Source organism: Blautia sp. SF-50 (assembly GCF_900101315.1).
Classification (GTDB): Bacteria; Bacillota; Clostridia; order Lachnospirales; family Lachnospiraceae; genus Blautia_A; species Blautia_A fusiformis.
Genome location: NZ_FMUW01000026.1, coordinates 1 through 25,153 on the forward strand (window position 1 = coordinate 1; position 25,153 = coordinate 25,153).

Below are 25,153 nucleotides of genomic sequence, written 5' to 3' on the forward strand. Positions count from 1 at the left end.
ATGAATATTCCTGTGCGGTAACACCGCAAATCCGGCAGACGGGAAACCGTCTATCCGGTAATGCGGGAACCGCTTATGCGAGTTTACTCGCGTAACATTTTATCCAAGCCATACACCTCTCTCATAGAGATATCATGCTCAGCATCAATGCTTGTGATATTGATCCTGTAGCTGTCATGTGCGATTCGATCAATAATCGCATCGGCCAATGGACTGTCGTCACCACCAAGCTGATCATACCATTCTTCGAATCCATACTGAGAGCAGAAAATCGTAGATGATTTCTTGCGTCTCCGATGCAAAAGTTCAAAAATGTCCTTTTGCTCGATTTCAGTAGGTTTCAAAAGAAGCCACTCATCAAGAATAAGCACCAGTGGATTGGCATATTTGGCAAGAACTTTTCGGTAATTCCCTTCTGACCGTGCAATCTCAAGATCAATAAGCAGATCTGGAAGGCGGATATATTTAGTAGTGAAATACCGTTTACATGCTTCCATGCCAAAAGCACAAGCCATATAGGTTTTTCCACAGCCTGTTGCACCGGTAATAAAGAGATTCCGGTGTTCCGATATATACTCGCAGGTAGCAAGCCTGCTAATGAGGTTTTTATTAAGTTTACGTCCGGAAGTATAATTGATATCCATGATATTTGCTTCCGGTTGGTCGAATCCGGCATTATGAATCAGTCGTTTCAGGCGGTTGTTCTTACGGTTGCTGTATTCAATATCTACCAGCATCCCAAAACGATCTTCAAATGCAACTTCCTTAAATTCAGGATCATTGAGTTGGTTGCGAAATGCATCTGCCATTGATGTAAGACGCATCTCAATTAATTTATCTATTGTACTCTGATTTGTCATATGTGATTACCTCCGATAGTAGTCAGCACCTCTTGTGATGCCGCGTGCTTTGTGTGTGGTCTTGGAATCCGATGCTTCTGATTCCTGTTTTACAGAACCTGTTACAAGGATGTTTTTGATACTCTTGTAACTTGGCGATGCTGTATAGGATAACGCCTTTTTGCAGGCTGCTTCCAACATAGCTTCTGAATATTTATCCGTAAGCTTCAGAAGTCCCATACAACTTCGGTAAGTTTGTTGTTCCACACGTTTGGAGGTTAGTATCGCATTGACCACAGTGTACGTGTTTATCCCAATTCGCTCAGCCCATTTGCGGAATCGGTCGCCGTTCCATTCCAGATATTTCTGATGGTCTTCCGGCATATGTTCCGTGACAGTGCTGTACTTTCCAGGTCGTCCTTTCAGACGGCGGTGGGAGGCAATTCGGTTATGGTTGTAAAAAATTTCAATGGTGGTATCTGTTACTTTTACATCAACTTTCTTTTTGATGTATTCATAAGGAACTGAGTATAGCATTCCGTCCACAGATATGTGATAATTAAACTGAACGGTGGCTGTTTTCCAGTCGCTCAGTTCAAAACGGGAAGCGGGTAACGGTGCCAGTAATGGCTTTTCATCTTCAAGGAATAAACTGAGCCGGCTTCCCTCTTTCTTTTGAAAGAGCCTTTGGTTGAACTGCTCAAGCTTTTCTCTGATTGCACGATTCAATTCGGCAAGGGAAAAGAACTGTTCATTTCGAAGGGCTGCTGTTATCCAGGTAGAGATATTCCCTACTGTTCCTTCTGCATTCGGCTTATCCTTGGGAGTTCTGACACGCGCCGGAATGATTGCTGTACCGTAGTGCTCAGCCAGTTCCTGATAAGTTTCATTGATCTGCTGGTCTTTCCAGCCGCCATTGTGAACAACTGCTGTCTTGCAGTTATCCGGCACGAGAATTCTGGCAACACCGCCAAAGAACTCGTACATATGGACATGAGCAGTGATCCATGATTTTTGTTTCATATCCAGAAATGCTTCTATATACGCATACTGACTGTATGTCATCACACCAACAAATAGATAGGTTTTGATAATCTCTCTGGTATCAGGATCAATGATTGTTGCAGGATCACCCGCCCAGTCAACTTCCACCTGTTCACCGGGTTTGCGGTTGATATGCATGGTAGCACGTCGCTTTTGCTCATCCTGTTGGATGTGATAGCAGAATTGTGAATACATGAGCGGTTCATCGCCATTGGCACGGCAGTCTTCCATGTATTCTGTCCACAGGAGCTTTTTAGTGACTCCATTACGGAGTAGCTCCTTACGGATGTAATCATAGTCCGGCATCCGCTTAGTGGATGTGGTTTGCTTTGCAGAAGGGAAAAACTTTTCTGCAAGGGCAGCATCCGTGTCATTTTCTGCAAGCGGCCAGGAAATACCCAGTTCTTCTGCACGCTTTAAGACACGGTTTACTGTCTTTTTTGATACATTGCAGCTGTTAGCAATGTTTTGCTGACTGAGATTCAGGCTTTTAAGTCTGAGAATCTCTCGATATTTGGTCATGACTGTGACCTCCTTAAAATGTATTTACACCATTTGGTGCATGATTACATTCTAAGGATATAGAATAAAGGTTTCCACTACCGGAATGGTGGTTTCCTCAAAAACGGATTTACGGTTTCCTGAGTCCGGACAGCAGGGACACGGAGCCCGGATTATTCATTAAAGCAGCCTTTCATTTATGATCGACTGCTTTTTTCATATTCAAAATTAAAAAGAAAGGGCTGAATTACGATGGAAGAATGTAGCGTATTGATTGAAACGACCAAATCAGCAGAGGATAACACCGAATTGCTGAACTGGAACAGCAGATAGAGAAAGGACGTGATATAGATGAACGAATCCAGAGAATTAAAGAACGCCGAACAGTTGGAAGAGCTTCTGCTCCTGACCGAGGAGATACAAGAAGAACTGGAACAGAAAGACCAGCTTATCGTGGAACTGAAGACGCAGCTCAACGAATCTCTGATCTTGAACGAGAAATTAAACAAAGAGAACAGAGCCGGGAATATTCAAGCATTAAAGAACGACTTGAAGCTGGCAGACAGAGCATTGCGGAACGAGAAAGAGAAGCTGCGAAGCGCAAACGTCATGATCGGGGAATATCAAAATAAAATACGCTGTTTAACACAACAACGGGATTATGCCCGGACACATCAGAAAATCGTAGAGATACCGGTAGAAAAGCCGGTACTCTATGAAAAATGTGAATCCTGTGACCGGACAGCCTATCAGAATGAAAAAGCGAAATACGGAACACAAAAAGAGCGACTTGCCGGACAGTATAAAGCAAAAACGGTAATGTTCCAAACAACCTTGTTCCTTCTTGCATGGTATTCGCTGACAACCACTCTTTTTCAGGCAGTACAGTCCGATGTGTTCCTTTCCGATTGTAAATCATTCTTCCATGATGCAGCGTCATTCCTACAAACTTTTATCGGTTGGACAATTGATGCCGGGCAATCTGTGGCACAGATTAGCACAAAAATTCCAAATCCTTTTATAGCCGGAATGGTATATTGGTTATTTCTGATATTGGTTGTCGGAATATGTGTGGCAGGGACAGGGATACTGGCGATACTGATAGAAATAAAGGTTATAGAATTATATAAGAAAAACTGTTGGGATGTTATTACTCTACTGATGATACTGACAAGTACTGCTGTCATCATTTATTTTGGAGAAGCAATTAAAAAAGCACTTTCCGTAAATCTTCTATTGCTTTTCGTACTTTCTCAGGGAGTATATCTTGGAATCAGATGTTATTTGAAAAATCGGTTAGGTACCAAGCAATATTGGTGAAAACATGCTAAAAAACGTATAATAGCAGGGGATAAAAACATCGTCCCCTACTATTATATAAACAGCGAAGTTTTACCCATCTCTCTCTTTTGAAAGATTCGCTACTTGTGGAACCGAGATATAAGGTTTCGCCTGTGTTCTTTGGTGTATCACTACCACATTTCTCTGTACCGATGTAATCTTTCTGCATACGGAAGCAAGAGATACAATATTCCTTATTTTAAAACATAATTACAATTCCTGTTTGACAAGAACGATCATCATAGAAGGATTGTATTTGTCCCCACTCATAATAATATTCGACGCCTGTCATACTCTTTTTACTGGGAGTACCTAAGCATTTCCTTAAAAACCTATTATTTTCTTCTTGCAACTTTTCTAAGACTGTACCATTCATTGTCTCATATTTCGTAGAATACTTTTTGTCTGCTCGAACCAATTCAATCTTTTTTACTTTTCCATGTCTTCCATAGATTGTAACATAAAACTTCTTATAAAGCCATTTTAAAGGTTTCTTAGAAATCAATATTGTATAAGAATACTCTGTTTGAGCAATCTTAAAATCAATTTCTTTAAATAGGGAAATACTTCCTTTGGGAGTAATTTTATATCCCCCTATTTTTAACATATCTTCCTTTAGCTCATCCTTTATTTGGATAATCTCCATACTTACTATAAAAACAACATAGCCTTCACACACTACAACGGTAACTATTTTTGCCCATAGCACATCTGGAACAAACATGTTCCAAGCTATAACAGGAAGCAAAGCTACTCCTACCGCAGTCACCAGTAGAAGCACCCTCCAAATATAATTTTTCTTTCTTTTTCCTTCATTAGTTAAATTTTCATCATAATAAAGATGACCTGGGGCTTCGAATGAGTTTAATAGAAATTCCTTTAAAAATGACACCAGAACCGCTCCCCAAGAAGATTTCTTTTGTTCCTTCATATTACCCAATCTCCTCTGCTATATGATTATTTTTCATTCTATTTTTTACTTAACTTATACATTAGCAAGATTTTTAGTTATTCTTCTAACAATATTTTTATCCCCGCTTTTTCTGCTTTATGCGAAAAGTCAACAGCAAATCCCCATCCCATCTCTGCAAATTGCCATTTCTTCGTTTTTTTGTAATTTTATAGCTTTCAACTGTAGACACTTTATTTAATTCAGGATATAACTTCTTAAGTGTAAGTATTTGTTTATTTCTGCTTATTTTTTCATTCCATATAATTGTTAATTTAACCTGTTTTCTTTCAAAAAAACCCACCTTACATAAATCTGCATAGCAGGCTTCTGGTATTAATATATCATTGTTTTTTAACATTTTTCTCCTTTATTTAATTTTATAAAAAACTTCTAAGCCCTATTAAAAGAAATATGAAGCCTATTAGAGGAACAGGTATCATACAAATGAGAAACACATTAAATTTTTTCCTTGCTTCATCAGTATTTTCTTCTTTTGTTACTTTTGCTTTTTTCATAACTATAAAAGGGAATATCAGTAATAATAATCCTCCAACTACTGCTAACAATATTTTCATCTTATATATTCCTTCCTTATCTTTAAATAAATATTAATCATGTATCGTACTATATTCCAATCCTAATGCACTTTTTCTTCTACAAATTCTTTTACTATCGCCTATTGATGTATTTTCATATTCACTGTTTGAAACAGTATATATTTCTCTTTTACCATTACAACTTACATATAACTCTCTATCTCTAGTTTTACCACTGCTAATCTTTTTGTCTGTTACAATTGCAATTTCATGAGTTGCCCCATCAAATGTAAATAAAAAATTTATTGGAAAGCTAATTGTAAATGCGATTATAAAAGCAGCAAATACAACTGAAAGTTTACGTCCAAATTTCTGTGGTACATCTGTTTTTAAAGATTTAATAATAAATGGCAGTGCAAGTAAAGCAGTAATAATTGCCGTAATCTTCATATAGTTTCCAAATTCATAATTAAAGAGTTTACTCGTATTCAGGGATAAAAGCATTGCTATTGCTGCACCCATAAATGGTAATTGATACGCCAGTTCTTGTCCTTTTTTTGTGGTGACTTCTATAAATATATATGGATAATATTTTATATACACTGCATATGTAATCATCAAAACCATTATAAATATAACTAACATTGTTTTGCCACCAATAAAAAATGCTACCGCATCAGCAATTATTAGAATCCAACCTAAAGCTTTTAAAAATTGCTTTGTTTTTTTACGCTTTTCTTTTTCTATTGTTTTTGACATATTTTTGATAGTTGTATTCTCATTACATATAGATTTATAGAAATTCTTTTCTATCCAGTTTAAAGCAGGTACATACTTTGATACATCTTTGTTCTGTTCAACTAACTCACCAAAATCCACAAGATCTATTTCATGTTTTATAAGTGTATCATATAAAATATCATAATTTACATACACTTGCTCCAGAGTAACAAGTCTATTGTACATCTTATCAATTAATATGACATCTGTTCTACCATTTAATGGAATCATTAAAATACAACGAATATCATTATATTTTATATGCTGAGTTTTCTTAACCAGATAGCTAAATACAATTTCATCTTCATTTACTACAATTATTTGTTTCTTGTATGCCAAAATTAAAGCAATACCTAAAAATACAAAAGGCATAAAACATATCGCAACCCCCATATTTCCTGTAACAAATGTTACCAGTACGATTATTAAAAAAAGAACTGTTGTTACTATTCCTAAATTTTTTACAAATTTACTTAATCTAATGACATTATCCATAAACTCAATCTCCCTATATGATTCACATTTTTCATTTTTTACGTTCTAATTTCTTCTTATCCTTTTTTATTTCTGCAATCTTTACTTGCAGCCAGTCCACATTTCTATTTCGGGCAGAAATTTTAGCGATTTTTTTCTGATTTTTATATAAAATAAGAGCTTCTCCAAATAAATTCTTTTTTCTTTTCATCTGGGTAATATCCGTTAATCTTATTTTACAGTTCTTCCTTAAAAATCCATTTCTATATAGCCATCCATCCTTGACAATTGTTTTGTCCATTAAAACATAAAATAAATTTCTAATTATCTTTTCATAAGTTCTTATAACACCGATATATCCCTATTTTACAGGCTTTATCGGTGTTTTCTTTTTGGCAGATACTTCTTATAACCACTCATAAATCTGCATTCTTACTAAGTCCGTTTTCTTTTGGAAATATTTTTTCAATGTCACGAAAGCGGTTTGCACAGAATATATGTGGTAAAATATTCCAAGCGTGAATGGAATGGTCGCAACCGCTGTTTGTTATTGTGAGTTGTCCCCATGTTACTGCCGAATTGAACGCATTATTTAAATAGCTCATATCCTTTTCTTGTAATGCTAAGTAACTTCCTAAATAAACAATCTTTTTTCCGAAATTTTCATGCAATAATTTCAGCCATATAATAATCTGTTCTTCTGGCTTTTTACTTTGACAGTATTTCGTATACTTCTTTAATCGCTCATCAATATATGCGTTCATGTTGGCATATCCAAACATTTTATCCATATTTTGTAAATATAGTTTGATAAGTTCCTTTTTTTCCATAGAGTACCTCGTTTCACTTATAAAATTTTGCTATTTGCTACATAAATGCTTTCAATCCCATTAGAATAAGTATAATAGCAATATATACACCCCACTTATCCCAATTATAAGTGTCATAATAAAATTGAAAACAATACAAACTTTCTTCTGATTTAAAGAAAAATGTTCAAATTTTTCAAGGTTGTATTGACGAATATAACTTTTAGTAATTATGGAATAAATTGAATAACCAATAGCAATGATACTTGAAATAATAGCAATAATATCAGTCATTTTACAATCCATATCTTCCCTCCTAAAAAGTTTGCATATCATTACCACAAAAATTAAAATATTATAATGTTTAAATTTATTGTTTTTCTTTTGTGAAATAGATACTTTTTATATCACATCTTATAAAATGCGGTTTTGCCTTGTAAATACAGCGTTTTCCGCCTGTTAGTGTATAGTGTCTTTTGTTTTTTGTGCCCCCCTTGTTAGATAACGGGGGCTTAATCTTCGCTCGCCACAGGCTCGCTCACAGACGAAGTAAACCAGCCACTTGCAAGACATGGCAGAAAAATCTGAAAGATTTTCCTGCCACCGTGTCTGGATCACTCCGTCTGCCTAACTAATAATATAGTATTATGTAAAAATGTCATTTTATTTAGGTACATCTACCGAATAGCTTAAACAGTCACCTCTTTTGTTACTTTGTAAGTCATTGTAATACCATAGATACATGACTCTGTCATATACATTGATTTCAATTACACCGTCCGGTTTTTGTCCTTCTACTTCCAATGAATAGATTTCTTTATCATGTGCATAGCCGTAAACAAAACGCTTGCTTGGATAATCGGGGTTTAAGTCTTGTTGGAAATCACTTAATTTCAAAGAAGAGTGAATAAGCTCTGTAATATCATCTAACAAAATTCTATCTCGTTTCGTTGTAACCGGTGTAGCATTTATAAATGCGTATTGTGTATGCCCATTCTGTATCTGCTTTTTACAACGAGCCATTACTAAGCCTTGAATATCATCGTTATCATTTCCAGCCCGATAGAAAATCGTATCATATTTTTTGCCTTGCCATATATGCAAGGTTTCATCAACATGATTAAGAAAATCAGCAGGAACCGAAAGTTCCTCATTTTCAGCATTCAAAGTGGAAAGTTGAATAGCTTCTTCAATCGTGTCATAATATACAAGCTTGGCATTATTTTTATCATAATCATTTATCGTAAATTCCACGTATTCATTATCTTTATTTTCTTCTTCCGGAACATAAGTATAACGACCATTTTCAATATGGTCATCATATTCAACATCAACAAATAACCCAATCCCTATCAGAGCTACAAAAATCAAAGAAATCGCTCCAATTATGATTAACATTATTTTCAAAAATTTTTTCATGGCATACACTTCCTTAATCACTTCAAGTTTATCTATTATTATTTATCATATTATATCATTAGAAAATTGAGTAGTCATCACTTTTCTAGTATCTGTCAGAATATTTTTTATTCCATAAATTATCAAGAGTGTAAACATTGCTACGCAACAAGCTCTTGACAATTCATGTCCTAAAAAATGATTAATAATCAAGCAGAAAAAGAATAGTTATACTGTATTACAGCAACAAAAAAGACATCTCATATTCTGTATGAAATGCCAATTTTGCCTTTATTTATGCTGTTTTCTCTGTCGTATCAAGGTTCTTTCATTCGTAGTAAATTAGTGGTAAAATTCTTTTATTTTTTGTTTCATATTGCTTAAAATCCCTGTGTTTATGCGGATAATTCGATTTTTACTCTTTTTGGGATAAAAACTGCATCACAATATCGAACCAAAATATAAAAATCAATTTTATCTCTTTATCATAATTATATACATCAACTAACCACATTGTAAAGCAAAAAGCAAGCCATTTTCAGACTTGCTTTCCACCAGATTACTGCACCTTATTGCCAAATCATCTCCTTATTCAAAATTCCCTTTTCACACTCTTGTATAGTATTTATTTGCTACCCATTCCATCTGTTTATCTGCCTTCAACTCTTCCTTAATCCCCTGTGTCTATTTCATTTGCTCTACAATTGACTATTATTCCAGCGATTATATAAAAACCATAACCAATACAAAATATGGAAACGGTGCTTCTAACTATACCGCTAAAGCCTTTCGCCATTATCCCGAAAATAGTACTCCAGCAGAGAAATAGCGCCAGCAGACATAAAAAACTCGAACCCCTTGTAAAATGGGCATCAGAAGTTTTCTACCCGTTATTCTTGTTCTATAATTCAAGTGAATCTTCTGAATCTATCCACATCTGTAAATTGCCATCGAGATATAATCTTGCATATTCTAAAGGCTCATCCACAGCCAATGAAGTAAGCGCACATTCTGATCCATATGTGGTTTTTAAATCTTTTTCAGCTCCCCAGCAATCAATGCGAAGCATATATCCAACACTTATGCTTTTCTCTTTTTTTCATTCTATCACAAGCTCACCATTAATCATCATTTTTTTGATATTTTTTCTTTTCCCCCACTGTAAAACAGGCTCTCAGCGTTTCGTTATATAGAGGGGTACACATACAGAGCAAGATCCACCCATGTTTAACAGTATTGCCATTTGGCATCCTGTTCTCCTATGGGATTTATCTTGATGGGGATCTCCCCATACCCTCTCAATAACAGACGTTTCACTTGTCTGTTGGTTCCACCTAAAGGTGTTCACAGCACTATTTCTAATATCGGAAGGGACAGCCGATATTGAAATACGTGGATTCCCGGCGGGAGGAATAGTCTCAGCGAAAGGAGGAGTATGAGAACAAAAAACAAAGATAAAGAACTGAATCACAGACATTTTATAGGATTACGTCTTACAGATGTCGAACTGGATTTATTAGACCAAGGCACTGCTTGTTTATCTGTTAGCCGATCAGAATATCTGAGGAAACTTCTATTGGAAAAGCAAATCCATCATCAGATTGAAGTTGTTGCAGACATGAATGATCTCAGAAAACTGGTCAGTGAATATGGAAAAATCGGATCGAATCTCAATCAGATCGCCAAGCATTTTAACAGTGGTGGCAGTCAGTCTCGTGCTATAGAAAATGAAATCCATCAGTGCATCACGGACTTATTCCTATTGAGAAAAGAGGTACTGAAACTGGCAGGTGGTATGAATGGCAATCGTAAAACACATTAAAAGCAGAAATGCAAATTACTCGGCTGCTATTAATTACCTTCTGTTTGAACATGATGAAAAAACCGGAAAAAAGATTGTAGATGAATCCGGTCGAAGCATCCTGCGAAAAGAGTTTTATATGGATGGTCTGAACTGTGATCCGATGTCTTTTGACAAGGAATGTGAACTGACAAATGCTCATTTTCACAAAAACAAGAAACGTGAAGATATCAAAAGTCACCACTACATTATCAGCTATGATCCAGCCGATGTTACAGAAAATGGACTTACCGGTGAGAGAGCACAGACAATCAGTTTGGAACTTGCAAAGCAGATGTTTCCCGGATATCAGGCACTGGTAGTTACTCACACCGATGGCCACAATGAATCCGGAAATATCCATACTCACATCGTCATCAACAGTGTGAGGAAGACTGCAGTGGAAAGGCAGCCTTATATGGATAAACCACATGAAGAAGTTGCCGGATACAAGCATCGTTCCACGGATAAATTCATGAACACTTTTAAGAAAACTGTCATGGATCGTTGCCTACAGGAAGGACTTCACCAGATAGATCTTCTTGCTCCGGCTGAAAGAAAAATCACTCAGAAAGAGTATATGGCACAGAAACACGGCCAGCAAACAATAGATGAGATCAATCGGAAAATTATCGAAGATGGTCTCAAACCAACATCCACCGTATTCCTTACGCAGAAAGAATATTTGCGACAAGCGATTGATGAATGTGCTGTCACTTCCAGTAATTTTGATGAATTCCAATCTAAACTTCTGGAACTATTTCAGATCTCTGTGATTGAGCATCGTGGCAGATACAGCTATCTTCATCCTGATCGACAGAAGCGGATTTCTGAACGTGCACTTGGAACACGATATGGAAAAGAACACCTGGAACAGACCTTCTTACGCAAGGATCCATTGGCCATTCTCTACATCAGATCTCACCTGCGCCTGGTTGTAAATCTCCAGACAAATGTGAAAGCAATGCAGAGCCCGGCTTATGCTCATCGGGTAAAACTTTCTAACCTGCAGCAAATGGCAAATACCATTATCTATGTGCAGGAACATGGATTTGATACGCAGTCAGATCTGAAAAACACACTGCTTGCCTCAAAGCAGGAACTAAAAGAAATGCAGACACAGGTTGCTCAGCATCGTTCCGATCTAAGGATCCTCACCAATCAGATCCGTTATACCGGACAGTACCATGCAAATAAGGAAGTTTATTCCCAGTTTTCAAAAGCAAAGTACAAAGGAAAGTACCGGAAAGAACATGCGAAGGAAATTCAGAAATATGAAGAAGCCAGAGATTGGCTGAGATCCTTTTATCAGGATGGAAAGATGACAAGCCTAAAAACCTTGACTTTACAAAAAGAAAAACTGCAACAGCAGATAGCTTCCGAAGAAGAAGCAATAAGCAGCTTGAAAGAAAAATTAAAAGATCTGGATACTGCCGATCAGAATGTTGATTTCATTCTTCAGATGCAGATTCCGGAACCAGTAAGATCAAAAACCAAGGATCTCGAAAGATAACCATCACAAAACAAAGGAGGAACTATCACATGACACAAGAAGAATTTAATATTGTATTTGAACTTCAGATGAGAAAGTGTGCCGATATTCTGGCACATAAAAAGAAAGAATATACCGGTGACAATATTGACCGCCTCAGTGCATTCAAGATTGCTGCCGCCTTACAAAACTGCGATCCAAAAGCAGCACTGGCCGGTATGATGTCGAAACATGTCGTATCCCTTTACGATATGTGTTATTCCACTCTGTTACATTTTGACATGGAACAGTGGGATGAAAAAATCACAGACTGCATCAATTATCTGATCCTTTTAAAAGCTCTGGTAAAGGAGGAGCAGGCCTATGGATCACATTGAAACAGCTATCTTAAACTGCTATGGAATCCGGGAAGCAGAACAGAATATGGTCTTTGCTGCCAGGCTCACACAACACGGTCATACGATCCAGAACATGGCAGATCTGATGGATCTTTACCATCAATCCTACAGTCAGAAGACCGTAGAAAACATTGCAGGACTTCCCCATCCAACAGTACAGAAATTCATGGTCATTACCGTAGCTGTTGTTGGTGCAAGCAGACGCTTCCTGGCACAGATCACAAGACATCAGAACGAAGTAAAGTACATGAGTGCATCTCTGCAGTACAGCAATTATTCCGGTCATGCTGCATTTGCTATTCCATATGGAATCATGAAAGCAGATAAAGAAATCCAGGATATTTACAAGAAAAGCTGTCAGTCAGATCTGGATCATTATGCAGAGCTTTGTGCCTTAGGCATTGATCATGATTCAGCCGGATATGCTACACCTCAGGGACTTCGAAACGTACTGATCATCAGTGCGACACCTTACCAGTGGAAGCATATGATCGGCCAGAGAACCTGCAGAAGGAATACGGATGAAACCAGGATTGTGATGCTCTATATCTGGCAAAGATTGTACAAATTAAGCCCGATCCTTTTTGCACCGGATCTGACTGGTCCATTCTGTCAGAGAGGAAGTTGCATGGAAAAACAGATGTCCTGCCAGAATCCTATTTCAAAACTTTGGATGCCATCAGATATCTTAAAAGCAGATTATCCATTGCTCATCAGAAGGGAGGTGAGCAGCTATAAAGATTAAACTGATTGACTTTGGTCTGAAAGCAGATCATCATCCCTTCCGGCCACATGAAAATGATGCCGGTGCTGATGTATTCATGCCTTATGATTGCGTATTAAAACCAGGTGAGATTGCGAGAATTCCGCTTGGATTTGGTCTCATCATCCCGGATGGATTTGCCGGATATGTCTTTCCACGAAGCAGCATGGCTGCAAAAGGACTGGTATGCGAACTTCCACCGATTGACTCCGGTTACCGTGGTGAGATCCATGCCATTATCAGCAACGTGAGCACATCTTCTCAGATCATTCATAAAGACACACGCGTCGGTCAGCTGGTAATCACACCAGTCGTAATCGCAGACTTTGTCCTGGACCTTGGTGAAGGACGAGGAACTGGGGCATTTGGAAGTACAGGAGAATAATACTATGATTACATTTGGAAGAAAATTAAAACACTTAAGACAGAAAAATCATCTTACTCAGAAAGAACTTGGCATGGCTGTTGGCTTTCCCGACAGCTGTGCCGATGTCCGGATTGCTCAGTACGAAAGCGATGTCCGAACACCGAAAGAGGATCTTATGAAACTCTTCGCATCAACACTCGGTGTTCCGGTTGAACTCTTTACCGTACCGGTACTCTCAGAACCCAGAGAATATGAGGCCGCGGAGTATTGGAGGTATGAACTTGGGGCAGAGTTGGGTTGATTTTTCCCCGCTAGCTAAAAAACGTCTGCGTAAAACGAATTTGTTTTATGCAGACATTTTCTCTAACTTTGATTTAGAAAATTTATACAGCAATGATTGCCGGAATGACAAGACAGAACCACGTCCTAATATTTCCTGAATATCCGTGGAAATAATATACTCTTCATTTAAAAGAGCTAATCTGAATTTATCTAAAATCATTTCCCGATTCTGGGAGTCACCAACATGATACACCTTCATTTTTTTGCAACTTGTTACTAAAAATTGCATCAGAAAATTTCTATTAAGGTGCACGCTCTTTCCTCTCATATATCCGCCACATTTACTCGGTTCCTACAAACGGCAACTTTACGGCTTTGTCTTATTTAGCAGACTTACCAAGCGGAACCTAGCCTCATATGTGATTTCTGTCCGTCGGACCAAGAGTTTGCTTACAGCTTCCTTCAGATTCTACCTTACGATAGACACCCTTGCTGTTCAGCTATACACTTCCTTGTCGCCTAGGCGTGTTCGGGACTTTCATCCGTTAGAGCGCGCCCATGGCGCGCAAACTAAAATATCGCCAGCCATAGCATGGCTGACGATACAAAAATTTATTATTTTTATTGTCCTCTTGACGGGGAGCATACCATTATTATAGTGGTTTATTTTTTTATTCCAATGCAACAAACATGTAAAATGTCTGATGTATTTTTGCAAGTTTTGTTCCATAGCAGTGTTTATCTTATTTTCCGTCTTCTTCTGAAAAACAGAATCATGATAATACTTATGGCAAATAGTAACCATACATGCCTGCTTGTTTCCAGACGAACCCCTGTTTCCGGTATTAATTGTGTGTTTTCGTTTGTGATTTTTAACTCAATCACGTCTCCTCGTGCAGCCTCAATCCGCTGTTTCATGACAGCTGTATTTCCATTCGATGTTGCCTGCACTGGATTTGAATACTTATCATTCTCTTCTTTTTTAGAAATCGAAACAGCGTATTTTGATGTATCAACAGTTTCTGTTATTATGATATCCGAAGATATATCTACATTTTTTAATGTAACTTTATCTCCATGTTTCAAAGAAGTTCTAATTGTCTTGCTACGCAGCTTTTGACCATCTTCCCAATAGAGAATTTCCATATCAAATGGCTTCTTGCGGTTTCCAAGTGGACCAGTGACTTCCTTTGTAATCTCAACCGTCACCCCGCCTTTTTGCGGATGATTGACGATATGTCTGTCCGAAACAGCTCTCCAGGTATTTGTCATCGGTGATTTCTCATATAGGAATAAAATATCGGATTCTACATCGACCATATATAAATTAAAGTTATCCTGATACTGTGTTTTGGTTTTATCTGCTTTGTCCTTTTTGTTTGGAGTAACAGATTCTACCATCCAGTATCGTCCGTTCTCAAAGTCCTCCGGTAATTGAAGCATTCCATTTTCATCTGTTTCTAAGGAACGATACGTCGTACACGTTTTTCCATCCTTTTTCAGAACGATATCGTCCTTGCTCTGTGTATTGTCATAATCTACTGTATATCCTGTATCATCCGCATATTCTTTCGTAACATCATCATACGGTACTTTGTAGAACAGAAAACCTGCACCAGCAAGTCGGTTTCTTGGAAGATCATCCGTCTTTAAGAAACTTCGTTCAGCAAGATTGAAATGCAGATTCTGCACTTCCAGTTCCATCTTGGAAACATCCTTGAACTCATTCTCATCCTTCGGGAATATTTGTTGTCCATTTGAATCGAAATACTGAATCTCTGGATAAATAACTTCATAATATAGGAAACCATCCCCGTAGTCCGAAGAATAATGTGTCTTTCCTATCTCGATTTCTTCCACCTTATATTCCACCGGATTTCTGTCCTGGAATAGTGGAACATTGTCGACTGTGTGTTCCCATCCGTTCTCTTCATTCAGCAAGAATTCCTGTCCTGTAGAAATTCCATTCTGATACAATCTGATTTTCACCTGTTTTTCCGTCAGTGCATCATTTGGATTTTCCCATGTCTTTTTGATATGCAGAGTGCCTGTTTTAGCAAAATTTCGGATATTAAGGCTGGTATCTCCTCGCTGAAGCAGAACAGATTTTCCGTCTATCTTACCATCAACTGGTGCCTTAACAGCCTCCTGATTTTCGTTAGCCTCCCTATCCACCAGTTTTGCATCAGTGATTTTGAATGCTCCATTGGCAATCTCAACTGTGATCTGTATATCTCCTGTGTCTACATATCCCGTCGGTAAGTTTGTCTCTCGCAACAAATACGTCTCAGTTGCTGTTCTGTTCTGTTTGTTTTCATCTTGTAACGGAATGTGAAGTTGTGCGATTCCGTATTTATCAGTTGTTACCGTTTCCTCCTCAACACCGTTCTTACTGACAGCAAAATTGATTTTCTCCATTCCCCGTCCGGTAGACTCATCAAATTTGTTCAGTGTGAGTATTCCCTCTTTCTGATAACGGTTCTCCAATTCAATAGTAAGAGTCTCACCACCGCGTCCAATTCCACGTCCTGTGAATTGAATTCCACTTTCTGGATATGCTTCCCATGAATTTACATTATCTCCTTGTTCATGAGAATTGTGAACATTGTACCAACCTGAAAATTTCACATTCGAATCTTTTGGCTTATAGTTGTACTCTTTTAATGTGTATTTCCAGAATGAGTCCGCCTTAACGATCCACGTACAGCTTGTATGTGTATCATCTGTCCATGTACCTACAACTTCTATTGGAGCATCCTCCGCTTGCGGAGCTTCTGCATCCGGTTTCTGGCTATCTTCTGAAGGAAGCACAAGTTTCATATGCTCATGAAATGCAGGTGGCTGAGGTTTTCCATCTAAAAGCTTTTCATCCATATCTACCTGGATATAATAATCTTTCTTGACTTTCTCTATTGCTTCCGGCATTCCGACAAAATCTTTCTTTACTGTCAGGTAACCATTTTTTGCTACAATACGTCCGTCAATATGCCACCCATCGGACATTTCACTTTTGAAAGAATACCAATAAATGGTGAAGAATTCGGTATCTAATTTCGATGGCGGAATCTCCCTGTCTCCGATACGAATCATACGTCCGCTTTCACGAATTGTCTGGAATACCTCTTCATCGGAAGGAATTCTATCTATCTTGTAGATATAGTCTCCATTTCCAATATATCCCTCATCTGGTTTAGTTCCCTGCAAAAGTTCTTGCACTCTCTTATTTCCATCCGCATACTGTTCCCACGTAGATGGATTCTTATTTCCAAGAACTGGAACATCATGCAATATACTTGCCTTCACATTACAGTTTGCCACGGCAACCGCACTTGTATAATCGTCTACATTCGTGGTTGGTAATGCTACCGAACCATCTTCCGGCATCGCTGACTTACAGATATAAAACTGTACCTGTTTTCGATTTTGGTTACTCACCTTACGCCACGCTGCATAGAGGGTGATTGGCTGTCTTGCATTATTATTTATAAGATCAGAAATAGAATCCCCTGCACCGCATTCCTGCCACTTTCCGTCTTTGTTTCTGTAATCCCAATGATCGAATTCATACTGTTCCAACTCTTTGCTGTCATTATCTTCATGATCATAAACCAGAGGATATGGTGACTTAACGTTATGTTTTCCAGCTTCTATTTCATTCTCATAATCATCTGTATGTCTTGTCTTATTCTCAACCTGAGGGGTCAACTTAGCTTCCTTAGGAAGTTTCTTCATATAACGAGTTGTATTATAGATAACCCTGACTGCCCCAGACTCCAGCGGTTTGTCTGCGATCACCTCATAAGATGAGTTAACATTCGGAATTTCAAATTTTACCTTATCATCTCCGGACGGTTCCGGAAGAACCTCATTTTCGTCCCTGTCATTAGATGTACAACTCCAGACAATCTCCTTGCCATAATACTCACCTTCTAAACTTGCCCTCTTTGGTACTTCCACAGTATATGCTTCCCCATGGCCTACATACTGTCTCTTAATCGCCTCTCTTTTGGTCAGGTTCAGTGGATCCAACACTTCAATCAGATGAAAACTTCCCTCTACACTGAAATGTCTTCCTGCCAGCCCAACCTGAGAAGAAAGTCCTGTCAAACGATCAAAATAATTTTCGATTCTGTCTGGATTCAGTGGGTTTGGCTGTGAGAAATAATAGACAGATACATCTTTCCCGTTTTTCAGGACAGGAATATACCATGTACCATCGTTGTCCTTATAAGGGTGCTGTACAAACACACGGCTGTCTGTCGCATAACCAAACAGAATCTTCTCTTTCTGATCTGCGCTGGGCTCCAGCTTGCTCGGAGTGAAACCAAACTCACTGTAAATTTTAGAAATCGTATCATCTGGTTTAGCTCGCAAATAATAACGACTGGCTCGGCCACTGTTTGCTTTGATTATGTAATGCTGCTCAGCATTGAGGTTCTTTATCAGCTTATAATGTCCATCGATAAATACATAAAAACTGATATTTGCTTCTTTTGTTGCTGCCGGTTTTTCTGTATTATCAGGAACAATCACATATGGACGTACTGCATCATCTGGCTTAATAGTAAAGCTCATGGTATGCTCTGCTTCATTTTTACTCCATGTAACTGCTGAAAGAGTACCATCTTCCTCTCTGCATTCCCAGTTTATATCCTGCGTTTGTTCTTCTACACGCGGCTTTGTACTAACTGTTCTTGTAAGTGTTGACTTTCTTGCAACAAAATCAATTGCCGGAAGATCACGCAAAGCTGTTTGGCTGTAAACCTGTCCATCGTCATCCTGTACTGTCACACTGTAAAAACCGTTATATCTATCATCGTCGTGTTCTAGTAAGGTCTTTGCACTCATTGTGGCAATATCCTGTCCGTCTGGCAGGTAATACACATCCATCGGCTCTCCGGACTTTCCTATATAAATACATTCATGACCTTCTATCGTGTATTTCCCTGCATTATGGATTGTATCGTAATCTCTCTTGGAATAATAAAAACGCTCTTTTGCTCCATTTTGAATAGAACCATCGTAATGGAATTTTTCAAAATGCTTTTTTAACTCATCATTAGAAATATAATAATAAACTGTTCCCGGCTTTGTTGTAGTATCTTTTATAACAGGAATTTCTTCGTTTAGAACATTATATCTCTCATTATTTACAAAAGTATAGAATTTAATGTTCAAGGTTGCTGGTGCAAAAGTGTTGCATGCAACCGTATATGGTTGCTCTATCTTCCCAATAGAAAAGGTTAGTTTATCGCCCTGTTTTACCGGAGAAATTGTTTTATTTTCATCCTCACTGGCACAAAGCCAATCGCTTTCCTTCGTATCTCCTGGATCAACGGAAATTGTGACCGCAGAATCTTTCTTATAGTAACTCACAGTTCGATTTCCATCCGGATTGATCACTGTAACCGAATAGAAACTGTTCTTATTCTGCTTAATCTGGTCTGAATCATTATCCGGAATTTTTTCGCCATCAGATGCTCCTTTTGGCATATAATAAACGTCTGTTGGTACAGTTGCTTCCTGCTTGTCCAGGTTATAAGATACATACTGCTGTCCTTTATAAGTTACCACTGTCGCCTGTGCTAATGTCTTCTCACCACGGACTGTATATGGAAAATAATGTCCGGATTGTGTTTCCTCTGCATTCAAGCCGAACTCTCTATAAATCTCAGCAAGATCACTGACAGATAAATAGCATCTGCCCTGACGGTTCCATTTATACACCTTTTTCAGAGAATCAGCCGGCAGCTTTCGAACCTCATTGTCCACATATATATAAAACTGAATATCAAAGGCTGTCTGGTCCGCTCTCTGGATCACATAAGACTGTGTGATTTTTCCAATTGCGAATCTCGTCTGGTTCCCCGATTCCCGTATACCATCTATCACCTTATCGTCTGTTCCCATACAGGTCCATTCGATCTGGTCTGTCTGGTCTGGCAATTTGGGATTAAAGTCAGCCACAGCTTCTTCCACTACAGTTCCTGTTAATGCATAACGGATCCGATCCTGCCCTTCGCCCTTTACCTCTACGGAATAAAACGAATTGTCCTTTTTTACAGAATCTTTTAAATTTAATGCAACGCCTTTTCCATTTGGAAGGTAGTAAACATCTACCGCTTCCCCTTGTTTATTCTGGCCATAATTGTAAGAAACATAGGTCTTTCCGGATTTTGTGTCTGTATAAACTTCTCCGTATTCTATCCTGCTTTTTCCCCGGTATGCAGATACAAACTTTTTTATCGCATCCGGATTCTGACTCTCGCTGTTTTTCACAAATCCAAATTCTTCATATATCCGGAGCAGGTCCTCAATGGAAACACCATGATAGGTAGTTCTTCCGTCTTTCCATGTTGCAATGCCAGTAATGTCATTATGCTGAAGCTTTACCTTGTTTCCGTCGATAATGACATAGAAATCAATATCAAAGCCTTCGGAAATCTCCTGAAGTTTCGGTGATTCCTCTTGTGCAATCTGCTCCTCGAAGGCTTTTTCTTCTTCTGAAATCTCTCCCTGGGATGGAGTAATTTCTTCCTCCGGAATCTCTTCTAATGGCGGGGTGATTTCCTCTCCAGGAGTCTCTTCTAATGGCGGGGTGATTTCCTCTCCAGGAGTCTCTTCTGATGGCGAAGTATTTTCTTCTTTCGACGTCTCTTCCGACAATGATGTACTTTCCTCCGGAATAAAATCTTCTGTGCGCATTTCACCCTCTTGAGTACTATTCATATTTGGAATATTCTCTTCTTCCACTGAAACTGCCAAAACTGTCGTTCCTGCGCTATTCATGCACAAAACCAATAAAAGTGTCCAGGCTATCCATCTTAGCCATCTCTTTTTCCTCTTCACACAAATTCCTCCTAAAAACATATTTTACTTTTCTCAACTATCTGCCTTTTTTATCCATTCCTTCTGCATTGCCGCTGCTATAAAGCACTGCAATAGTTTTTTTGAAAATACACCACATTCACCGTTGGCAATCATTCTTATGGCTTCTTCATGCTTTAATTTTCTTTTATAGGGGCGTACACTGACCAATGCATCATAAGCATCCACAAGGCCTACTATCTGAGCACAAAGTGGTATTTCATCACCTTTTAGTCCATCCGGGTAACCAGATCCATCATATCTTTCATGGTGATATCTGCATATTTCATAGCTATACTTATTAAGTTTTTCTGTCGTAGTTCCTTGTGGAAACCGCAATGTCATCTCTGCCCCTGTAAGAGGATGCTGCTTTACAATTTCCATCTCATCAGCTGTTAATTTACCGTTTTTGTTCAATATCTCTATCGGCACACGGATTTTTCCAATATCATGAATTGGAGCCAGATGAGAGACATTTTCTATTTCTTCCTCTGTAATCCCATACTCCGGATAGTTTTTCTGTAGTTGAAGATACACTTGTTTTGTATAAAAACAGATATCATCCTGATGTTCTGTTTCTATAAGATTATTGTGATTCAACACTGCAGCCAGAAGCGAAACCATTTTCCAATACTGTTTTGTCTCATCCTGTGCTTTTTGTCTTAATTCCCGTTCCATATTTACAATTGTGTTAGGGATAACTTTTGCATTATGGAATGTAATAACAGCAGTTTTCTCATTTTCATCCACAAATCTTTTTACTTCCATCCAAACATAAGTCTCTGAGTTTTTCTCGCTTCTTCTTTGATAAACGATATCTTCTTCTGAACAGCCCTTTTTCAAATGCTCTGTCAACGAATCGCTTTTCAAAAATTCCTGCAGTTTTTCACAATCTTTTTCACATACATATTTTTCACAATATACTTTCAGAAAATCATCATATGTTCCTGCAGTTTTTACATCATCATAAATCCCCCTGTTATGAGAATAGATACATTCATAACTGTTTTCCGCTAAATTAACTTTCAGAATGATATAAAATCGCCCAAAATATTCATCTTTCCCCGGTCTGATAATATCAGAGATTTTCACATTTTCTAATCGGTTATTGTAAGTGTTCTGTAAGTCCAATAAGACTTGATGTACTTTACAGCAATCCGTATAGTTTCTGGAGCAAAATCCATCCTTTTCAAGACAGCGACTGATTGCCATTGTTGATTCCATACATGATATGACATCAAATAAAGAAATCTTTTCTGGATTTTTGGCAAGGGCATATCCTCCACTGATACCTTCAGAAGCTGAAATAATCTTCTCTTTTTTTAACTGCTTTGTGATTTTGGGAATATAGCTCTCCGGAATCTTTAATTCAGAAGCTAATTTTGCCGTTGTAACCCTGCGCTTTTTTATTGCCAAATAACAGACAATCCTGATTGCATAATCCGTTGTATTAGTAAGCTGCATAGGTGCTCACCTCTCTCTCTTTTCTTTGTTCCGTACATAAACTCATTGATTGAAAAAGGAAGAATCAGAAAAAATTAGAAGCCAGGAACATGCTATTTTCAAATATGTTTTCCAATTCTTATGCCTCATTTTTCGCATCTTCCTTCCTGTTCTTCTGCTTCTCCATGAGTAATCCGCAAAGGCAGATAACTGAGCCAAAGAATAAGAACAAATAGCCTGCAACCGGACTATCATCACCTGTCTTTACCGGCGAACCATTATGAATAATATCCTTTGATCTTTGGGAAGATGGAACCGGGTTTTGATTTTTACCAGTTTGACCGGTATACGAGTTTTTGAATGAAACCTTCGATACTTTATCTCCATTTTCATTTTTGACCACTGTTACCGCCATCAGTTCATTATTGGAATCAAAGAATCCTTCAATCGTTACATCATAGGTTTTTGAATCATATGTATAATTTTCTTTATTCTCTGTTGCCTGGTACAGCTTGTAATGATATTCTCCTACCTGTCCGACATTCATAATCAGCTCTGTAGAAGAATTACCACTCATATTCCAGGTAAATGTTCTTCTATTGCTTCCCTCCGGCATTGGATTTTGTATCTGATCTGCTATTAAAACATAAGAGCCTGTTTTGTCAGCATCTGCAGAATTGTTTACTTCAAATATCTGTTCCACTGGTATTTTCACTGTTGTGTTTCTGTCAGCTGCCAGTACTGGTCTTTGAACACCCAGAAAGAATATCATGGACAGGAATATAACCATGGCTATTTTTGTCAAACGTGTTGTTCTCATACTTCTCCCTCTCCTTCTTTCTTCTTGTTTCTTTTCTTTTCTATCTGTCTTGCTATCAGAATCAGTACAAGGACAATCAGGATAAACCATACAATAACTGGCACTTTTCCTACTGCATTTTTCAGTTCATCAATTCCTGTACCTACGTTTTTGGCTTTTTCTTTTTCCGGATATATCTGATCTGTTAAGCGTCCCACCAGGATATTTCTTCCATTTGTCATATCCGATGTACAGGTGGTCAGCAAAACCAGATGATCATCTTCCGTTATATTCATATCTCTTTTATATAAAACATTGTTCTCGATTTCCTGCAGATACTCCTGTTTCGCTTCTGGTGTGTCCAGACACACATTGAAAATCGTCTCATTATAAGCATCTACCTGTAACAATGCATAAATTTCGATTCCATGATTTTTACCATCAAAGAACAGATTTCCATATGGATGTTCGTTGAAATACTGTTCCTTCGTAAACTCACCAATATCTCCAAACATCATGTGTTTTTCCATATGGTGACCATATATAATATTGTCAAAATCCGAAAAGTCCGGTTTATTTGCACAATGTAAAAAAATCGCTCCGCTCAGGGAATAGTTTCCTTCCGCATCTGTATTCATATAAGTCTCATCATTATCTGTCTGCACCAGCGGGTAATTGATGTTGGTATCATTGATTCTTATCCATCCAATCACATCTGGATTGATTTTCTGCAATTCTTCAAAAGATTTTGTATTCTTTTCTGTCGGAATATATGCTTCATAGTTCTTTGCATCTGCTGTCTGGTATACCTGGTGGGAGTCCCACAGCATATAACCTGAGAGAAACATGGCTGCAAGAATCAGCGATAAGGCTGTGAAGTTTACAATATGGTCTAATCCTCTGATAATTCCTTTCAGCACTTTCTTCATCCGAAGCATATGTACAAGTTCCTTTCACCATTTCTGTTTCTTTTATATTTATCAAAACTGGTTCATCTGACCAATTTGCTCGCAAAATTAGCAAAAAGGGATGCGGCGGAGCAACGCCGCACACATCCCCTTTCCTGGTTGCTATATTTTATTATTTCTGTAATCTTCTGCGTTTGAATCCTACAAAAGCAATCAGTGCTACACCGCAAAGTGCAATCATCAGAACGTATGGAAGAGTGTTCATGATGATACCAGTTACAGGTACATCGTTGTATGTATTGGTTACATCAACGGTATTCTGTTTCTGACCTAACTTCTGGTTCGTTACTGCTGTGAGTTCTGTATTGTATGATGTTTCAGCAACAGGAGTCAGTTTAGCACCATTGATGATGATTTCTGCACTACCTTTGTAGTTTTTGGCTGCAGACTCTTTTACAGTAATTGTTGTTCCTACTGGAACACCAGTGAACTTCATGTTTTCATTTGCTTTCAACTTGAATGTGTATGTTCCGCCCTCAACAGATGTAACAGTATCTCCATTAGCAGCCTTGATTCCGCCAAGTGTGTTTGCATCTGTTCCAGTCGGGAATGCAAATGTTGCTGTGAAAGCGAACTCATCGTCAGGAGTTGTTGCTGTACCATTTGCATTAATAACTGCTTTAGATACCTTCAAAGATCCATTATCCGGATATGTCGGATCTGGATTTTTCGGATTTTCGCCTGTACCTGCTTCCTGTACATAGGTGTTGGTGAATTTGAAATCATTAGTACCTGTATTTCCAATATCTACTTTACCAGTTGCTGTCTGACCTGCATCATTTTTTGTCTTATTTACAATGATATTAGAAATTTCTGTACCAGTTGCACCATCTGTAACATATACATCCATTGTATACTCAGCCTGTGACATGATCATTTTTTCATGCTCACCGTTAACTACTGCTGGATCTACTGTCTGTGTCTCTGTTACAGTATACTCATACTTTCCTGCTTCTGGATATGTTGGAAATGTAATCTGACCTCTCTTAGAAGTTGTTCCTGTTTCAGTATCGGTAAATGATAACTCCGGCATAGTAACCGCTGCATCTGTTGTAATTATACCAGTTCCTGTCTTGACCTGCTCTGCTGTAAAGCTAAACTTCTCAGCCTTTCCGACCTCTGTGTTGTAGGTCTTAGTAATCCATGCCTCCGTTGTCTTGCCCTCATCTGCCGCAAATGTTGGCATTGCCATTCCCATCGTCATGGCACCAGCAGCAACAACTGCGAGCACTTTTTTGAACATTTTGTTCATGCTCATAA

Annotated in this window: 23 protein-coding genes and 1 pseudogene; 8 read left to right on the forward strand and 16 right to left on the reverse strand. The window is 38.1% G+C overall.

The features are described from left to right. Nucleotides 1-83 precede the first annotated feature (83 nt). Nucleotides 84-860 (reverse strand): ATP-binding protein, encoded by a 777-nt coding sequence (locus tag BLP57_RS13645; protein ID WP_092068769.1) that lies wholly within the window; start codon nucleotides 858-860, stop codon nucleotides 84-86. Between the two features lie 6 nt (nucleotides 861-866). Beyond that, a complete protein-coding gene (gene istA / locus BLP57_RS13650; protein ID WP_092068772.1) occupies nucleotides 867-2,405 on the reverse strand; it encodes an IS21 family transposase in 1,539 nt (512 codons plus the stop codon). 281 nt (nucleotides 2,406-2,686) lie between these two features. Here istA and BLP57_RS13655 point away from each other — a divergent pair. Together BLP57_RS13655 and BLP57_RS13660 are read left to right on the forward strand one after the other, a co-directional pair. Then, a pseudogene (locus BLP57_RS13655) lies at nucleotides 2,687-3,016 on the forward strand (MobA/MobL family protein); the annotation flags it as partial. After that, complete coding sequence (locus tag BLP57_RS13660; RefSeq protein WP_008369915.1) at nucleotides 2,994-3,704, forward strand: DUF6040 family protein; 711 nt, start codon at nucleotides 2,994-2,996, stop codon at nucleotides 3,702-3,704. The pseudogene BLP57_RS13655 and the gene BLP57_RS13660, both read left to right, overlap by 23 nt. 220 nt (nucleotides 3,705-3,924) lie before the next feature. Here the strand turns inward: BLP57_RS13660 and BLP57_RS13670 are convergent, their stop codons facing one another. The 8 genes from BLP57_RS13670 to BLP57_RS13710 form a co-directional block, all read right to left on the reverse strand. Continuing rightward, on the reverse strand, nucleotides 3,925-4,656 hold the full coding sequence (locus tag BLP57_RS13670; RefSeq protein WP_005334769.1) for a hypothetical protein: 732 nt from the start codon (nucleotides 4,654-4,656) through the stop codon (nucleotides 3,925-3,927). 97 nt (nucleotides 4,657-4,753) lie between these two features. Continuing rightward, on the reverse strand, nucleotides 4,754-5,035 hold the full coding sequence (locus tag BLP57_RS13675; protein ID WP_092072462.1) for a hypothetical protein: 282 nt from the start codon (nucleotides 5,033-5,035) through the stop codon (nucleotides 4,754-4,756). 19 nt (nucleotides 5,036-5,054) lie between these two features. Continuing rightward, nucleotides 5,055-5,252: a hypothetical protein gene (locus BLP57_RS13680; protein WP_005334773.1), complete on the reverse strand. Its 198-nt coding sequence runs from the start codon at nucleotides 5,250-5,252 to the stop codon at nucleotides 5,055-5,057. 33 nt (nucleotides 5,253-5,285) lie between these two features. Further along, nucleotides 5,286-6,488, reverse strand: a complete 1,203-nt coding sequence (locus tag BLP57_RS13685; RefSeq protein ID WP_005334774.1) for a hypothetical protein — start codon at nucleotides 6,486-6,488, stop codon at nucleotides 5,286-5,288. Between the two features lie 31 nt (nucleotides 6,489-6,519). Beyond that, nucleotides 6,520-6,768: a hypothetical protein gene (locus BLP57_RS13690; protein WP_005334776.1), complete on the reverse strand. Its 249-nt coding sequence runs from the start codon at nucleotides 6,766-6,768 to the stop codon at nucleotides 6,520-6,522. A 115-nt stretch (nucleotides 6,769-6,883) separates the two neighbouring features. Continuing rightward, nucleotides 6,884-7,297, reverse strand: a complete 414-nt coding sequence (locus BLP57_RS13695) for a hypothetical protein (protein WP_242872634.1) — start codon at nucleotides 7,295-7,297, stop codon at nucleotides 6,884-6,886. Nucleotides 7,298-7,939: 642 nt separating this feature from the next. After that, nucleotides 7,940-8,695, reverse strand: coding sequence for a hypothetical protein (locus tag BLP57_RS13705; RefSeq protein WP_040015611.1), 756 nt, complete (start codon nucleotides 8,693-8,695; stop codon nucleotides 7,940-7,942). Between the two features lie 880 nt (nucleotides 8,696-9,575). After that, entirely contained in the window at nucleotides 9,576-9,758 is a 183-nt protein-coding gene (locus BLP57_RS13710; RefSeq protein WP_052302926.1) for a DUF6061 family protein, read from the reverse strand. 351 nt (nucleotides 9,759-10,109) lie between these two features. Between BLP57_RS13710 and BLP57_RS13715 the strand changes: the two genes are divergently transcribed. From BLP57_RS13715 to BLP57_RS13740, 6 genes are read left to right on the forward strand one after another with little or no spacing between them, the layout of a single operon-like run. Beyond that, nucleotides 10,110-10,496, forward strand: a complete 387-nt coding sequence (locus tag BLP57_RS13715; RefSeq protein ID WP_092072466.1) for a plasmid mobilization protein — start codon at nucleotides 10,110-10,112, stop codon at nucleotides 10,494-10,496. Further along, nucleotides 10,474-12,027: a relaxase/mobilization nuclease domain-containing protein gene (locus tag BLP57_RS13720; RefSeq protein ID WP_092072469.1), complete on the forward strand. Its 1,554-nt coding sequence runs from the start codon at nucleotides 10,474-10,476 to the stop codon at nucleotides 12,025-12,027. The genes BLP57_RS13715 and BLP57_RS13720 overlap by 23 nt, the downstream gene beginning before the upstream one ends. A 29-nt stretch (nucleotides 12,028-12,056) precedes the next feature. Further along, nucleotides 12,057-12,383, forward strand: coding sequence for a hypothetical protein (locus BLP57_RS13725; protein ID WP_003864545.1), 327 nt, complete (start codon nucleotides 12,057-12,059; stop codon nucleotides 12,381-12,383). After that, on the forward strand, nucleotides 12,370-13,149 hold the full coding sequence (locus BLP57_RS13730; protein ID WP_092072472.1) for an FAD-dependent thymidylate synthase: 780 nt from the start codon (nucleotides 12,370-12,372) through the stop codon (nucleotides 13,147-13,149). The genes BLP57_RS13725 and BLP57_RS13730 overlap by 14 nt, the downstream gene beginning before the upstream one ends. Before the next feature lie 16 nt (nucleotides 13,150-13,165). Further along, the gene (locus BLP57_RS13735) at nucleotides 13,166-13,552 is read left to right on the forward strand and encodes a dUTP diphosphatase (RefSeq protein ID WP_255363788.1); all 387 of its coding nucleotides are present in this window, start codon (nucleotides 13,166-13,168) and stop codon (nucleotides 13,550-13,552) included. 4 nt (nucleotides 13,553-13,556) lie between these two features. Continuing rightward, nucleotides 13,557-13,835, forward strand: a complete 279-nt coding sequence (locus tag BLP57_RS13740) for a helix-turn-helix domain-containing protein (RefSeq protein WP_092072478.1) — start codon at nucleotides 13,557-13,559, stop codon at nucleotides 13,833-13,835. A gap of 45 nt (nucleotides 13,836-13,880) precedes the next feature. Here the strand turns inward: BLP57_RS13740 and BLP57_RS18080 are convergent, their stop codons facing one another. The 6 genes from BLP57_RS18080 to BLP57_RS13770 all read right to left on the reverse strand — a co-directional run bounded on the left by BLP57_RS18080 (nucleotide 13,881) and on the right by BLP57_RS13770 (nucleotide 25,151). Continuing rightward, the gene (locus BLP57_RS18080) at nucleotides 13,881-14,105 is read right to left on the reverse strand and encodes a hypothetical protein (protein WP_207646715.1); all 225 of its coding nucleotides are present in this window, start codon (nucleotides 14,103-14,105) and stop codon (nucleotides 13,881-13,883) included. A 449-nt stretch (nucleotides 14,106-14,554) separates the two neighbouring features. Continuing rightward, nucleotides 14,555-20,521, reverse strand: coding sequence for a Cna B-type domain-containing protein (locus tag BLP57_RS13750; protein WP_242872636.1), 5,967 nt, complete (start codon nucleotides 20,519-20,521; stop codon nucleotides 14,555-14,557). Between the two features lie 177 nt (nucleotides 20,522-20,698). Further along, nucleotides 20,699-22,147 carry an Rrf2 family transcriptional regulator gene (locus BLP57_RS13755; RefSeq protein ID WP_092072488.1) on the reverse strand — a complete coding sequence of 483 codons (1,449 nt, stop codon included), beginning with the start codon at nucleotides 22,145-22,147 and terminating at the stop codon, nucleotides 20,699-20,701. 118 nt (nucleotides 22,148-22,265) lie between these two features. Beyond that, complete coding sequence (locus BLP57_RS13760) at nucleotides 22,266-22,946, reverse strand: Spy0128 family protein (protein ID WP_092072491.1); 681 nt, start codon at nucleotides 22,944-22,946, stop codon at nucleotides 22,266-22,268. Further along, on the reverse strand, nucleotides 22,943-23,863 hold the full coding sequence (srtB, locus tag BLP57_RS13765; protein ID WP_092072494.1) for a class B sortase: 921 nt from the start codon (nucleotides 23,861-23,863) through the stop codon (nucleotides 22,943-22,945). Before srtB ends, BLP57_RS13760 begins: the two co-directional genes overlap by 4 nt. A 142-nt stretch (nucleotides 23,864-24,005) precedes the next feature. Further along, complete coding sequence (locus BLP57_RS13770; protein ID WP_092072496.1) at nucleotides 24,006-25,151, reverse strand: DUF7601 domain-containing protein; 1,146 nt, start codon at nucleotides 25,149-25,151, stop codon at nucleotides 24,006-24,008. Nucleotides 25,152-25,153 lie beyond the last annotated feature (2 nt).

Coding starts and splice junctions, on each gene's coding strand:
- BLP57_RS13675 (WP_092072462.1), bottom strand. CDS start 5,035: ATGTTAAAAAACAATGATATATTAATACCAGAAGCCTGCTATGCAGAT.
- BLP57_RS13755 (WP_092072488.1), bottom strand. CDS start 22,147: ATGCAGCTTACTAATACAACGGATTATGCAATCAGGATTGTCTGTTAT.
- BLP57_RS13685 (WP_005334774.1), bottom strand. CDS start 6,488: ATGGATAATGTCATTAGATTAAGTAAATTTGTAAAAAATTTAGGAATA.
- BLP57_RS13750 (WP_242872636.1), bottom strand. CDS start 20,521: ATGCGCACAGAAGATTTTATTCCGGAGGAAAGTACATCATTGTCGGAA.
- BLP57_RS13715 (WP_092072466.1), top strand. CDS start 10,110: ATGAGAACAAAAAACAAAGATAAAGAACTGAATCACAGACATTTTATA.
- BLP57_RS13690 (WP_005334776.1), bottom strand. CDS start 6,768: ATGGACAAAACAATTGTCAAGGATGGATGGCTATATAGAAATGGATTT.
- BLP57_RS13725 (WP_003864545.1), top strand. CDS start 12,057: ATGACACAAGAAGAATTTAATATTGTATTTGAACTTCAGATGAGAAAG.
- BLP57_RS13705 (WP_040015611.1), bottom strand. CDS start 8,695: ATGAAAAAATTTTTGAAAATAATGTTAATCATAATTGGAGCGATTTCT.
- BLP57_RS13740 (WP_092072478.1), top strand. CDS start 13,557: ATGATTACATTTGGAAGAAAATTAAAACACTTAAGACAGAAAAATCAT.
- BLP57_RS13670 (WP_005334769.1), bottom strand. CDS start 4,656: ATGAAGGAACAAAAGAAATCTTCTTGGGGAGCGGTTCTGGTGTCATTT.
- BLP57_RS13695 (WP_242872634.1), bottom strand. CDS start 7,297: ATGGAAAAAAAGGAACTTATCAAACTATATTTACAAAATATGGATAAA.
- BLP57_RS13720 (WP_092072469.1), top strand. CDS start 10,474: ATGGCAATCGTAAAACACATTAAAAGCAGAAATGCAAATTACTCGGCT.
- BLP57_RS13730 (WP_092072472.1), top strand. CDS start 12,370: ATGGATCACATTGAAACAGCTATCTTAAACTGCTATGGAATCCGGGAA.
- srtB (WP_092072494.1), bottom strand. CDS start 23,863: ATGCTTCGGATGAAGAAAGTGCTGAAAGGAATTATCAGAGGATTAGAC.
- BLP57_RS13680 (WP_005334773.1), bottom strand. CDS start 5,252: ATGAAAATATTGTTAGCAGTAGTTGGAGGATTATTATTACTGATATTC.
- istA (WP_092068772.1), bottom strand. CDS start 2,405: ATGACCAAATATCGAGAGATTCTCAGACTTAAAAGCCTGAATCTCAGT.
- BLP57_RS13770 (WP_092072496.1), bottom strand. CDS start 25,151: ATGAGCATGAACAAAATGTTCAAAAAAGTGCTCGCAGTTGTTGCTGCT.
- BLP57_RS13645 (WP_092068769.1), bottom strand. CDS start 860: ATGACAAATCAGAGTACAATAGATAAATTAATTGAGATGCGTCTTACA.
- BLP57_RS18080 (WP_207646715.1), bottom strand. CDS start 14,105: ATGCAATTTTTAGTAACAAGTTGCAAAAAAATGAAGGTGTATCATGTT.
- BLP57_RS13660 (WP_008369915.1), top strand. CDS start 2,994: ATGATCGGGGAATATCAAAATAAAATACGCTGTTTAACACAACAACGG.
- BLP57_RS13760 (WP_092072491.1), bottom strand. CDS start 22,946: ATGAGAACAACACGTTTGACAAAAATAGCCATGGTTATATTCCTGTCC.